The sequence below is a fragment of the Azospirillum halopraeferens DSM 3675 genome (assembly GCF_000429625.1).
In the GTDB taxonomy this organism is placed as follows: Bacteria; Pseudomonadota; Alphaproteobacteria; order Azospirillales; family Azospirillaceae; genus Azospirillum; species Azospirillum halopraeferens.
The window spans coordinates 119,718-132,122 of sequence record NZ_AUCF01000009.1 but is presented as its reverse complement, the minus strand read 5'-3'; the positions used below and the strand labels follow the sequence as shown (position 1 = coordinate 132,122).

The following is a 12,405-nucleotide window of genomic DNA, read 5'->3' as shown; positions in this document are numbered from 1 at the left end:
GATCCATCGTCCATCATCGCCCCCTTCAATTCACGAGCCCCGGGCCCTTGCCGGCCAAGGAGCACGAGGCGCATCCCTTGTACAGTGCCCCACCCGCGCACGCAAGCACGGCACGCAACCCACGATATCCGAAATTGCCGCTGCCGCGATGGTGCCGCTACAGTGTTGCACAAGAGGCACAGATGGATGTGCCACCCGATACCCGATTGAGGAGTCGCGGCTTTCGGGACTTAAGAGTCCGTGCCCGCGGTGCCGAGAATGACCGCCGCAGCCCCGGCCGCCTCACGCAGGGCCGCCGTCCAGTCGCCGGGTGCGGCCTGGCGGACCACCCGCACCGTCGGCAGCCAGCGCGGACGGTCCACACCGTGTTCGTAACGCCAATCGAACTGATCGGTGCGCAATACCGCCACCGCCGGGCGCCCGACCGCGTGGGCCATGGGAATGGTGGCGTTGGCGATGGACACCACCAGATCGCATGCCGCCACCTGGGCCGCGAAGCCGTCCAGGTCCTTCAGCGCGTCGACCGTCGCATCGGTGGTGACGGTGACCCCGAGGTCGCGGCGCACCGCCGCCAGATCCTCTTCCGTGTCGCCATACTGGAGACTGACGACGTGAAGGTCCGGAAGGCGCAGGAGCGGAGCCCAGTCCCGCAGAGGTGCTGCGAAGGAGCGGTGCTGTACCGGCTTGCGGCTGCGCCAGGCGATGCCGACCACCGGACGGCCGTCGCGGCGGTAGCGCCGCCGCAGTTCCGCCGTCCGCTCCGCATCGGGTTTCAGATAGCCGGGCGCCGGAGCGCCATACACCGGCCAGACGTGCCGCAGCAGACTGCCCATCGGGCATTGCACCCCGGCCGACCGCGTTGCCGGATCGGGCGGGGCGGTGCGCACCACCACCGTGGCGGCCGGAAAGGAGCGCTGGAACAGAGGAACCAGCCGGTCCTCGCATTCGACGATGCAGCGCTCCGCCTGCCCCATCACCGCCGGCAGGCAGCCGGCGTCCCAGATCTCGTCGCCGACGCCCTGCTCGGCCCACACCAGCAGCGTCCGGCCGGCCAGTGATTCGCCCTGCCACACCGGCACCGGAAAGCTGGCCTGCGGCAGCAGACGACGCCCGGCCGGAAAGTCGGGCAGACGCCAGCGCCACTCGAACTCCTCCAGCCCTTCCTGCACCCGGCCGCCGGCCAGCAGCGTCATCGCCCGGTTGTGGCGTTCCAGCGGCACCTCAGGGGCGAGTCGGACCGCCGCATCGTAGGCGTCCAGCGACTCCGCCAATCGCCCCTGCCCCTTGAGGGCCATGCCGAGGGTGTAAAAGGCCGGCCCCGAGCCCGGGTCGAGTCGCAGCGCCCGGCGCACCAACCGCTCCACCGTCGGCCAATCAAGCATCAACGCCGGCGCCGCTGCCGCGTTGACCAGCATGCGGGGGTTGTCCGGCCAGGCGGCGCTCACCCGGCGGCCCAGTTCGGCCGCCGGCGCGATGGCGCCGTCATCGCGCAGGACACCCAGCAGGATCGCCGCGGCGTCCGCGTCCTCGGGAACGAGGCGCAGGGCGCGCCGCGCCCAGCGTTCGGCTTCGCCCCGCCACCCCGCCCGGTTCAGCGCGTCGGCGAGGCGAAGCGCCAGGTACCGGTCGTCCGGCCGATGCGCCAGGGCCTGGCCCGCCGCGGCGCGCGCCGGTTCCCAGCACAGGTTCTCCAACCGGCGGGCGGACAGGTCCAGGGCGGCTACCGGATCGGCCGGGTCGAGCCGCAGAGTCCGGCGAAGCGCCGCGTCGACGGCCGCCGCGCAGTCGTCCCCGCCGTCGCGCAGAGCCCGCGCCAGCGCCCGCCAGGTCGCCGCCGCCGCCGGGTCCAGCGCGGCGCTGCGGCGCAGCGCGGCCCGGGCGTCGGCGCCGCGGTCCAACATCGTCAGGGCGGTTGCCCGGTCGCGCCACACGCCGGCGTCGGCCGGCCGCAGGCGGACGGCGACGGCCGACGCCTCCCCCGCCTCCTCCGCCCGGCCGGCGGCGGTCAGCAGGGCGGCGAGGTTGACCCGGGCCTCCGCGTGGTCGGGCCGCAGCACCAGCGCGCGGCGCACCGCGTCCAGCGCCGGGCCGGAAGCGCCGGAGTCGTGGGCGCACAGCCCGGCGCCCATCAGCCCCTCCGGCAGATCGGGCCGCAGGGCCAACGCCCGGCGGAACGCCGCCGCCGCCGCCGGGCAGTCCCCGCCGGCGCGCAACAGGTTGGCGTGGTTGACGTGCAGTTCCGCCCGCTGCGGCTCCACCGCCAGGGCGCGGCGCAGGGCGGATTCGGCGTCCCCTCCGGCGGCCGGGCCGGCGCGGCGCAGGGCACCGGCCAGGTTCGCCCAGCCGGCCATGGCCGCGGGATCGTCCGTCAGGGCACGGCGGAACAGCGCCGCCGCCTCGGCCGGGCGGCCGGCGGCCAGCGCGGCCCGGCCGGCGGCCAGGCCGGATTCAGAGGCCAAGGCGCCGGGAAACGGGGGCGTCGGCCAGCGACACCCAGCCGCCCTCCTCCATGCTGGCGTACAGGGCGTGCAGCAGGCGCAGGGACGTCATCCCCTCGTCCACGCCCACGGGCACGTCGGTGCGCCCGGCGCGCAGGGTGTCCATGACGCCGCGCAGGTAGGGGCCGTGGCCGAGGCCGTAGCCGCTGGGCACCTCCTGCGAGTGGTGGGCCGGCACCTCGGCGTCGCCGGGACGGGGCTCCACCGGTTCCCACGTCTCGATGCGGTTCAGGGCGATGCCGCCGATCTTCGCCAGCGCCGACTCGCCCACCACGTGCAGCGACGCCTCCACGTCGCGCGGGCGGGCGGAAGTGGTGGCCTCGATGGTGCCCATGGCGCCGGAGGCGAAGCGCACCGCCGCCACCGCCGTGTCCTCGGCCTCCAGCCGGTTCAGCACCGCGCGACCGTGGGCGCACACCGCCTCCACCGGGCCGGCAATCCATTGCAACGCGTCCAGGTGGTGGATGGCCTGCTGCGCCAGCACGCCGCCGTCCATCGACCAGCGCCCGTGCCAGGGGTCGTCGTAGTACGCCTGGGTGCGGCACCAGTGGACGCGCACGCCCGCCAGCACGATGCGGCCCAGCCGGCCTTCGTCCACCGCGCCGCGCAGGAAGCGCATGGCGGGGTTGTAGCGGTTCTGCTTCACCACGGCGCAGATCAGCCCGCGCGCCGCCGCGGCGTCGCGCATGGCCAGCGCGTCGTCGGGGCGCAGGGCCACCGGCTTTTCCACCACCACGTTCAGCCCGCGCTCGATCAGCGCCAGGGTGTGGCGGGCGTGATTGCCGGATTCGGTCAGGACGCACACCAGGTCCGGCTTTGCCGCGGCCAGCCCGTCGATGCCGTCCACCACCGCGGCGCCCAGGGCATCGGCGAATCGGCGGGCCCTGTCCGCCACCGGGTCGGCGCAGGCCACCACCTGCGCCTCGTCCGCCAGTTCGTCGCGGAACACTTCGAGATAGCGCTGCGAAACCCGGCCGCAGCCGAGCACGCCGACACGCACGGGATTGCTCAAGGCGTCGCCTTCCTGCTAGTTCGACGATTCGAATCGTACGCTTAGCGGCTCCCGCCGCACCGGCCAAGCGAAAACGGCCGGTTTCATCCCCTGATCCGCCGGTCCCGCCATGCACGATGCCGCCATCTTCCTGACCGAGGGCACCAGCAACACCGGCCCGCGCCTGTTCGGCAAGGACGTCGCCAACGCCGGCCTGATCCGCGCCCTGGTCGCGGCCCAGCTCGCGGCAAGCCCGGACCGGCCGCAGCGCTTCTGCGCGCTGGACGGTCGCACCCCGCAGGACGTCGCCCGCCACTTCGGCCTGGATGCCGCAACACAGGCCCGCCTCGCCGTCCTGCGGCCGGACGCCATCCCCGACACCCCCGGTGTCGGCGTGCTGATGCACGGCCAACCCAACATCTATCACTTCGCCTGGACGCGGCGGCCGGAGCAGGCGCGCGCCTACAGCCTGTGCGGCCTGATCCACACGCTGGCCCCGCCGGCGACCCAGGAGGTGATCGCGAAGGTGCTGACCGCCCCGGTGCAGCCGTGGGACGCCCTGGTGTGCACCTCCACCGCCGTGCTGCGCACCACCACCGCGCTGCTGGAGAGCTGGGGCGACTTCATCGGCGCCCGCTTCGGCGGCGCGCGCGCGCCTCTGCCGCGGCTGCCGGTGATCCCGCTGGGGGTGGACTGCGACGCCTTCGAGCCGACGCCGGAGCGCCGGGCGGCCGGACAGGCGTGGCGGGACCGGCTGGGCATCGCCGGCGACGACGTGGCCATCCTGTGGATGGGCCGGCTGTCCTTCTTCGAGAAGATGCATCCCTTCGCCACCCTGGCCGCCGCCGAGTCGGCGGCCCGGCGCAGCCGCCGGAAGCTGCACCTGGTGTTCGCCGGCTGGTTCCCCCACGACTCCCACCGCGCCCAGTACGCCCGCCTGGCCGCCGGCGCGGCGCCGTCGGTCAAGGTCCATTTCGTGGACGGCAACGACCCCGACGTGCGGGCCCACATCTGGTTCGCCGCGGACGTCTTCACCTCGCTGGTGGACAACGTGCAGGAAACCTTCGGCCTGGCCCCCATCGAGGCGATGGCCGCCGGCCTGCCGGTGGTGGCCAGCGACTGGGACGGCTACAAGGACACCATCCCCGACGGCGTGGCAGGATTCCGCATCCCCACGGTCCTGCCCCCGGCCGGCAGCGGCCTGGACATCGTCCGCCCGCACGCCTCCCACATCATGAGCTACCAGAACTATGTGGGGGCCGTGAGCCAGGGCATCGCCGTGGACGTGGCGGCGGCGGCGGACGCCTTCCTGACGCTCGCCGAAGACGCCGATCGGCGCCGGCGCTTCGGCGGCGCCGGGCGGGAGCGGGCGCGCACCGTCTACGACTGGCCGGTGATCGCCGCGCAATACCGGGCCCTGTGGGCGGAGCTGACGGAGGTGCGCCGGGCCGAGGCGGGCGTGGCCCACGCCGCCTACCCGCTGCACCAGGACCCCTATGCCCTGTTCGCCGGATTCGCCACCCGGTCCATGGACGCCGGCACCGTCCTGGCGCTGGCCGACGCCGACGCGCCGGCCCGGCTGAAGCCCCTGCGCTCCCTGGAGATCAACAGCTTCGCCCGCTACTGGCATCTCGACGACGGGGCGCTGCGCGCCCTTCTCGACCGGCTGGCCGCCGGCCCGCTGACGCTGGCCGACCTGGAACAGGCCCATCCCGGGGAGAGCGAGCGGGTGCAGCGCAGCGTCGCCTGGCTGCTGAAGATGGGGCTGGTGGTGCTGCGCGCACCGTGACGGATGCCGCCGCCCCGGCGCGCTTTCAGATTCCGGTCCAGCGCATGGGGTCGACCGGCCGGCCGATGATCACCAGACGGCGGACGGCCACGGCGGGGGCCGACGGCAGCAGCAGGATGCCGTCGTCGCCGATCTCCACGTTGGCGCCGGGATGGACGGCCAGCGCCTCCTTCAGCACCGGCACGAACTTGGCCCGGAACTGGCGGACCTCCTTGTACTCCGGGCCGAGCTGGCGGCGCAGTTCGGCCCACGGCTTGTGCACCGGCTTGCTGACCGTCCCCAGGCGATGGCACAGCCACACATAGGTGTCCATCACCGTGCTGGAGTTCTGGACAGCCCGGATGGCCGCGGCCGACACCGGCAGCGGGTGGAGGCGCAGCGCCTCGAAGAAGGCGTCGGACAGGCGCACCGACTCGTCCCAGGCGCCGCGCTGCATGTGGCGCGGCGACAGCATGGCGGTTTCCACGATGCCCGCCTGGTGCACCTCGTCATGGGGACCGCCTTTGGTCCAGCCGACGGTCAGGGAGCAGGCGGACAGGCGCTGGGCCTGATCGCGCACGGCGGCGTAACTGCTGCCGCCCGACGCCACGCCCATGCGCTCCATCCAGTCGCGCATGGTGTGGCCCAGACGCACCACGGGCGAGCCGGTGCGCATGGCCTCGCTCTGCAGATAGATCAGGATCAGCCGGGCGCGGCTGCCATAGGGGGTACCGAACCGCGGCGGCCGGCCAACCGGCGCCGGCAGGGTTCCCGGTTCGACGGTCAGGGTGAAGGGGCCGTTGCGGCGGTGCCAGATGTCCCGTGCGCTGGCCGGCTGCCGGTGGGGCAGCGCCGTCATGGCGAAACCGGAATAGAGATGGGCGACGGCACGCGGGTCGAACTCCAGCGCCCGGGCCGCCAGATCGACGTACCGGCGGTCGGCCTCCGCCACCAGGGATCGGGCGGCTTCGTAACCGTGGGTGCGGATCAGGTCGTGGATGGCGCCCATGGTGTGCGGCCCGCCGATGCCGTCCTAGCCGGGATCGGTGCCGTCCGGCACCAGGTGGAAACGGCGGCCGTGCAGCGTCATGCGGAACGGCTGCGGCGCCAGTTGCGCGAAGGCGCGCAGGCGGCGGTCCAGCTCGTCGGGCTCGATATCGGGGGGGATGTCGCACAGCCGCTCGACGCTGCGCCGGGTGGAGCGCCGGTCCGACCACGCGCGGTCCAGCGTCGGCAGCGGCGCCGACGAGCGCACCAGCGCCGGGCAGGCGTGCTGGAACAGGCGCAGGCCCGCCTTGTGGGTGCGGGTGTTCAGCCAGTCGAGGTCGGCGTCGTCCGCCACCTCGAACTCGACCACGCTGACGATCGGGCCGCTGTCCACCCGTGGGCTCATGACGTGCAGCGTCGCCCCGAAGCGGCGGGCACCGTCGTAGAGCGCCATGGCCACCGGATAGCGCCCCGGATAGGCCGGCGGGCCGGGGTGGAAATTGTAGGCGGGGCCACCCAGCCCCGCCAGGATGTCGGGGGGCACCACCACGGCGGTGAAGAAGGCCAGGAAGCGGACCGGCTGCTCCGGCGACGGCGGCTCGGTGGCGAACCAGTCCCGCAGGTCCCGCTCGTCGGACAGGAAGCGCACGACGGCGTCGGGCGCCACATGCTCGATCATGGCCAGCAGGACGACGGAGTGTTTGGGCTCCGTCAGGATGACGATCTTCGGTGCCATGGCCGGGACTCCCGCGCGGACCGCTCTCTCGTCAGCGGTGTACGCGGGCAATCCCGTCCCCGGCAAGGGGCAAGCCGCCCCCCGTCGGGTCTATTGCTGCGGCTGCCCGAGCTGGCGGCCGAGTCCCCGCAGCAGCGAATCGGCCAGCCCCTCGCCGGATCGGGGCTGCGCCTGTTGGGCGGTGACGTTGGACGCCCGCAGATCCTCCAGCAACTGGCGGCTCGCCATGCCCGTGGGCTCGAAGCCGCGCAGGCTCTGGTACCGGCGGATGGCCTCGGCACTCTGAGGGTCGATCTCGCCGTCCACGGGACCGACGGTGAAGCCCTTGTTCTGCAGGCGCGCCTCGACCTCGCGGGCGACATCCACGCCGCTCATCCCGGCGTCCCGCGGCTCGACGGCGGCGCGTCCTCCCGTGGAGCCGGCACCCGCACCGGTGCCGGCGCCCATTCCGCCGCCGTCCCGCAAGGCGGCGAGGAGGCGACGATCGGGTTCACCGGTCACCGGCAGCCCCGAGTCGCGCTGATAGGCGCGAATCGCAGCGCGCGTCTCGGCGTCCAGCGTGCCCGACACCGTGGCGATGCCGTAGCCCTCGCGGCGCAGCGCAAGCTGCACGTCGGCGATCAGATCCGGATCGGCGGCCATGGCGCCGGCCGGAGGAAGCTGCCCCCGGACGGCCGGAGGGGCCTGGTCGTACGTCCCGCCCTGACCGTACGCTCCGGACGGCGCCCGGCCGTACGCGTCAGCGGAGCCGGCCGTGGCGGCGCCGGAAAGGCGTGCGTACAGGCCCGGACTTGGCTCGCCGGTCACCGGAAGCCCGGAATCCTGCTGGTAGGCGCGAATCGCGGCACGGGTGCGCGCACCCATGGCGCCGTCCACCGGACCGGGATCGTAGCCGGCCTGCTGCAGGGCCCGTTGCAGCGCCATCAGCGAATAACCGGGGGCCGCGGCCTGCGGGCCGCCGTGGGCGTTGCCCTGTGACGTTCCGAATCCCTGGGCCCCGGCCAGACCGACGGTTGCGGCCAGCAGCGCCGCCCCCAGCACGGATGCACGAATCATGACGTCTCTCTCCCTGTCGGCGTGGAGTTCCGCCTCCATGCCAACAGGAAGGGAAAGGCGGGGGTTCCGTCAGGCGCAATCCGGAAGGGCGGGGGCCGCCGGGTGGTCGCATGGCTGCGCCAGGTCGCCGTAGAAAGCCTCGTAACTGGCGGCGATCACCGGCAACGAGAAGGACGCCAACACCCGCGCCCGTGCGTCGGCCCCCAGCGCAATGCGGCCTTCCGGCCCCAGCCGCAGCATGTGCCGCCATCCCATCGCCAGGGCCACGGGGTCGCGCGGCTCGACGATCACGCCGGTGCCGCCGACGATCATCGCGGCGTCGCCCACGTCGGTGCTGACGCACGGCACGCCGCACGCCATCGCCTCGCCCAGCACGTTGGGGAACCCCTCGCCGAAGGCCGACGACAGGGTCGCCACGTCCAGGGCCGGCAGCACCCGGTCCATGTCCCGGCGCTCCCCCAGCAGCGTCACCCGGTCGGCGAGGCCGCACGCCCCGACCATCCGCATCACCGCGGGATTGCCCGCCTCCAGCCCGGCGCCCATCAGAACGAAATGGACCGAGGGCTCCCGCAGCGCCAGCGTCGCGGCGGCGGCCAGGAAACCGCAATGGTCCTTCATCGGGTCCAGACGGGCGGGCAGGCCGATGAGGATCGCGTCGCGGGGCAGGCCGAGTTCCGCGCGCAGCGCCGCCCGCTCCTGCAGGCGGGGCCGGAACCGCTCGGTGTCGAAGCCGTTGGGGATGAGCTGCCAGCGCCGGGGCCGGTAGCCGTAGGACTCATGGACGGCGCGGCCGGCAACGGAATTGACGATGACCGCGTCGGGCAGGCCGGACAGCCGTGCCAGCAGCAGGGGCAGGTTGCGCGACATCCATCGGTAGTTCGGCCGGTTCATGTCCGAACAGCGCAGGTTCCACGCGATGCGCGGCACCCCGGCGATGCGCCCGGCGATGGTGCCCATCAGGTCGGCGTGGTAGAGCCAGGTCTGCAGCACGTCGGGCCGCTCCGTCCGCAGCAGCCGCACCAGCCGGGCCAGGCCGCGCGGATCCGCCACCCCCCGTTTCATCTCCAGCGACCGGAGCTGCACGCCGCGCCCGGCCAGCTCCGACGCGATGCTGCCGCCGTCGGTCATCGAGATGACGACGTTGCGGAAGCGCCGCCCATCCATGGCGCGGACCAGCTTCGCCAGCATCGTCTCGGCACCGCCGGTCTGCAGTCCGGTGATGAGGTGGGCGATGGTGATCACGGGCAGGGGCGTCCCCGGCGCAAGGAAGGACGATCAGGTGGCGGGCAGCAGTTCGTCCACCACGGCGGCCAGCGCCTCCGGCCAGGGCCGCAGGGCGACACCGAAGCGGCGGCCGGCAAGCGCGCAGTCCAGCACCGAATTCGCCGGACGGCGCGCCGGGGTGGGATACTCCGCGGTGGTGATCGCGTGCACCACCGGGTGGCGGCCGAGCCGCGGGGCGGCGCGGGCGAAGATCGCTTCGGCGAACCCGTGCCAGGTGGTCTCGCCGGTCCCGGCCAGGTGATAGGTGCCCCACGCGTCGTCGCGGCGGTCCGCCACGAGCTGCCGGACGATCTCCACGATCGCCGCGGCGAGATCGCCGGCGGCGGTCGGACAGCCGCGCTGGTCGGCGACCACGCGCAGCTCGTCACGCTCGGCGCCCAGGCGCAGCATGGTCCTGACGAAGTTGGCACCGAACGGGCTGTGGACCCAGGCGGTGCGGAGGATGACGTGGTGCGGGTTGCCCTCGCGCACCGCCCGCTCCCCCGCCTCCTTGCTGGCGCCGTAGACACCCAGCGGTGCCACGGGGTCGTCCTCGCGGTAGGGCCCCTGCCGGGTTCCGTCGAAGACGTAGTCGGTGGACAGGTGGATCAGCGGCAGACCCGCCTCGGCCGTCGCCGCGGCCAGGTGGCCCGGCCCCGCGGCGTTGACGGCGAAGGCCATCTCCGGCTCCGATTCCGCGCGGTCGACGGCGGTGTAGGCAGCGGCGTTCACCACCGCCGCGGCGCCGGAGCCGAGAACGCACTCCCGCACCGCCGCACGATCGCTGACGTCCAGGCCGGGTCGGCCGACCGTGTGCAGGGCGAAGCCCGGGGGCAGCACCGCCCGCGCCAGCTCACGGGCCACCTGGCCCTGTGCGCCGATGACGAGGATGGTCGATGTCCGGTTCGGTGCGATCATGTGCGGTTCGTTCCCGGGCGATTACGCCGTTGTTCCTATAGCAGTCCACCCGCGGCCGTGCCATGGAAAGCGCGGCACGGACCGGTGACATCGCCACGCCGATGGTCCAGACTGACCGGCGCGACGTTCGGAGCCACCGCCCATGCCCCCGCCCTCCGCCCTGCGGCGCATCCTCTACATCGACGACGACCCGATGCTGCAGGCGCTGGCGGGGATCGTGCTGGGCCGGCGCGGCGGCTTCACGGTGGAGGGCTGCCGGGACGGGGCCGCGGCGGTCGCCGCGGCGCTGGCCTTCGCCCCCGATCTGGTGCTGCTGGACGTCAACCTGCCCGGCAGCGGCGGCCCGGAAATCCTGGCGGCCCTGCGGGCCGAGCCCGCCCTGGCCGGCCTGCCCGTGATCTTCGTCACCGCCGGCGTCACGCCCGAGGATGCCCGCCGCTACACCGCCCTGGGCGCCGCCGGCGTCATCGCCAAGCCCTTCGATCCCATGACGCTGGCCGACCGGGTGCGGGCCCTGTGGGAGGAGTTCGGGAAACCGGTTTAGGCGGCCGTCACCACGCGGTCGCGCCCCGCGCTCTTGGCCGCATAGAGGGCGTCGTCGGCGCGCGCCAGCAGGGCCGCGGCCGTCGTCGGGCAGCCGTCGTCGCAATGCGCGACACCGGCGCTGAGGGTCACCGAGAAGGAGGCCCCGCCTTCGTTGAAGACGATGCGGGCGAACGCCTCCCGCACCTCTTCCAGAACGCGGGCCGCCGTCGCCGCATCGGCGTCGGGCAGCACCGCGGCGAACTCCTCGCCGCCGTAGCGCCCCACCACGTCGGCGCGGCGCAGTCGGCGGGTCAGCAGCCGGGACAGCGTGCGGATCACCCGGTCGCCCGCGAGATGGCCGTAGCGGTCGTTGACCTGCTTGAAATGGTCGAGGTCGACCAGCGCCACGGCCATCGGGCCGCCGCCGCGCTGGGCGCGCATCAGTTCCGCGGCCAGGCGCTGCTTGAAGTGGGCGTGGTTGAGCAGGCCGGTCAGGCTGTCGGCCTGCATGGCCGCGCGCAACGCCCGGCCCCGCTCGGCCCGCAGCAGCACCGCCTCGGCCAGGTGGTCGGGGCGGATGGGCTTGGTCAGGAAATCGTCGACGCCGGGGCGCATGGCGGCAAGCTGCAGGTCGCGGTCGCCCTCGCGCGACAGGAAGACGATGGGGGTGGCCAGGAAGCGGCGGTGCTGGCGCAGCACCTGGGCGATCTCGATGCCGTTGCAGCCGGGCATGTAGACGTCCAGCAGCACCAGGTCGGGCGCCACCTCGGCCATCGCCTCCAGGATGCCGTCGGGACGGTGCAGGGCCGTCGCCTCCATGCCCGCGCGCCGCAGGGCCAGCACGAACACCTCCGACAGGGCCGATTCGTCATCGACGATGAGGATGCGGTAGGGCTCCGCCTCGCGCTTGCCGGTCAGGTCGTCCAGGGCGTGCACCAGGTCGAGCCCGTCCACCGGCTTCACCACATAGCCGGCACACCCCGCCCGCACCGCCGCAAGCCGGCCGGCGAAGTCGGAACGTGCCGTGAGCAGCACCACCGGCACGCCCACCCCGAAACGCTCCGCCACGTCGCCGGGCGACTCGACGCCGAGCAGGCCGAGGTCCAGGATGACCGCCTCCGGCCGCTCCCGGGCAGCAGCCGCCGCCGCGTCGTCGATGGCGGTGAAGCAGCGCAGGCGATAGCCGAACGGTTCCGTCGTTTCGGCCAGCCAGCGGGTCAGGGGTTCGTCGTCGTCGACCAGGAACACGGTGGACGACCCGCCGCGGGCGGCGGCGTCCCGGACCGTCAGGCCCATGGCCGGGCGCCGGCGCAGACCGGCGTCGACGGCCGCCTGAAGGGCCGCCAGCACGACGGAAATCTGTTCGGCGCGGTCCGGGGCCATGCGATGGTCCGGGCCCGCCGCGGTGCGCAGCAGCCGCTCCGCGGCACCGGCCAGCCGCGACACCTCCTCGTAGCCGAACGTCTCCGCCGAGCCCGCCAGGGTGTGGACGGACGCAATCAGGTCCGCCATGGCATCGGCGGCACCGTCGCGCGCCGGCGCCCATGCCGCGACGATGCGATCCGCCTTGTCCCGCAACGTGCCGCGGTACAGCTCGGACAGCTCCGCCAGGTCCTGCTCGAAGGTTCCGTTATCCGGTTGGCTCATCGCCTGCACCGTCCCT

Annotated in this window: 10 protein-coding genes; 2 read left to right on the top strand and 8 right to left on the bottom strand. The window is 73.6% G+C overall.

The annotated features are described in order from the left end of the window. Positions 1 to 230: 230 nt before the first annotated feature. The gene (locus tag G472_RS0110075) at positions 231 to 2,459 is read right to left on the bottom strand and encodes a tetratricopeptide repeat protein (RefSeq protein WP_029008290.1); all 2,229 of its coding nucleotides are present in this window, start codon (positions 2,457 to 2,459) and stop codon (positions 231 to 233) included. Continuing rightward, positions 2,449 to 3,510: a Gfo/Idh/MocA family protein gene (locus G472_RS0110070; protein ID WP_029008289.1), complete on the bottom strand. Its 1,062-nt coding sequence runs from the start codon at positions 3,508 to 3,510 to the stop codon at positions 2,449 to 2,451. Before G472_RS0110070 ends, G472_RS0110075 begins: the two co-directional genes overlap by 11 nt. A gap of 109 nt (positions 3,511 to 3,619) precedes the next feature. On the opposite strand from G472_RS0110070, the gene G472_RS32310 reads away from it, so the two are divergent. After that, positions 3,620 to 5,278, top strand: a complete 1,659-nt coding sequence (locus tag G472_RS32310) for a glycosyltransferase family 4 protein (RefSeq protein ID WP_051340648.1) — start codon at positions 3,620 to 3,622, stop codon at positions 5,276 to 5,278. Between the two features lie 25 nt (positions 5,279 to 5,303). On the opposite strand, the gene G472_RS32305 is transcribed toward G472_RS32310, so the two are convergent. The 5 genes from G472_RS32305 to rfbD all read right to left on the bottom strand — a co-directional run bounded on the left by G472_RS32305 (position 5,304) and on the right by rfbD (position 10,217). After that, entirely contained in the window at positions 5,304 to 6,266 is a 963-nt protein-coding gene (locus G472_RS32305) for a replication protein RepA (protein WP_035691810.1), read from the bottom strand. 24 nt (positions 6,267 to 6,290) lie between these two features. Further along, the gene (locus G472_RS32300; protein ID WP_051340647.1) at positions 6,291 to 6,980 is read right to left on the bottom strand and encodes a formyltransferase family protein; all 690 of its coding nucleotides are present in this window, start codon (positions 6,978 to 6,980) and stop codon (positions 6,291 to 6,293) included. 90 nt (positions 6,981 to 7,070) lie between these two features. After that, complete coding sequence (locus G472_RS0110050; RefSeq protein WP_029008288.1) at positions 7,071 to 8,036, bottom strand: peptidoglycan-binding domain-containing protein; 966 nt, start codon at positions 8,034 to 8,036, stop codon at positions 7,071 to 7,073. 69 nt (positions 8,037 to 8,105) lie between these two features. Beyond that, a complete protein-coding gene (locus G472_RS32295; protein ID WP_156927061.1) occupies positions 8,106 to 9,278 on the bottom strand; it encodes a glycosyltransferase in 1,173 nt (390 codons plus the stop codon). 33 nt (positions 9,279 to 9,311) lie between these two features. Then, on the bottom strand, positions 9,312 to 10,217 hold the full coding sequence (gene rfbD / locus G472_RS0110040) for a dTDP-4-dehydrorhamnose reductase (protein ID WP_029008287.1): 906 nt from the start codon (positions 10,215 to 10,217) through the stop codon (positions 9,312 to 9,314). A gap of 142 nt (positions 10,218 to 10,359) precedes the next feature. Between rfbD and G472_RS0110035 the strand changes: the two genes are divergently transcribed. Beyond that, complete coding sequence (locus G472_RS0110035) at positions 10,360 to 10,761, top strand: response regulator (RefSeq protein ID WP_029008286.1); 402 nt, start codon at positions 10,360 to 10,362, stop codon at positions 10,759 to 10,761. On the opposite strand, the gene G472_RS32290 is transcribed toward G472_RS0110035, so the two are convergent. Then, positions 10,758 to 12,389, bottom strand: coding sequence for a diguanylate cyclase (locus tag G472_RS32290; RefSeq protein WP_169732800.1), 1,632 nt, complete (start codon positions 12,387 to 12,389; stop codon positions 10,758 to 10,760). The genes G472_RS0110035 and G472_RS32290 overlap by 4 nt on opposite strands. Between the last annotated feature and the right edge of the window lie 16 nt (positions 12,390 to 12,405).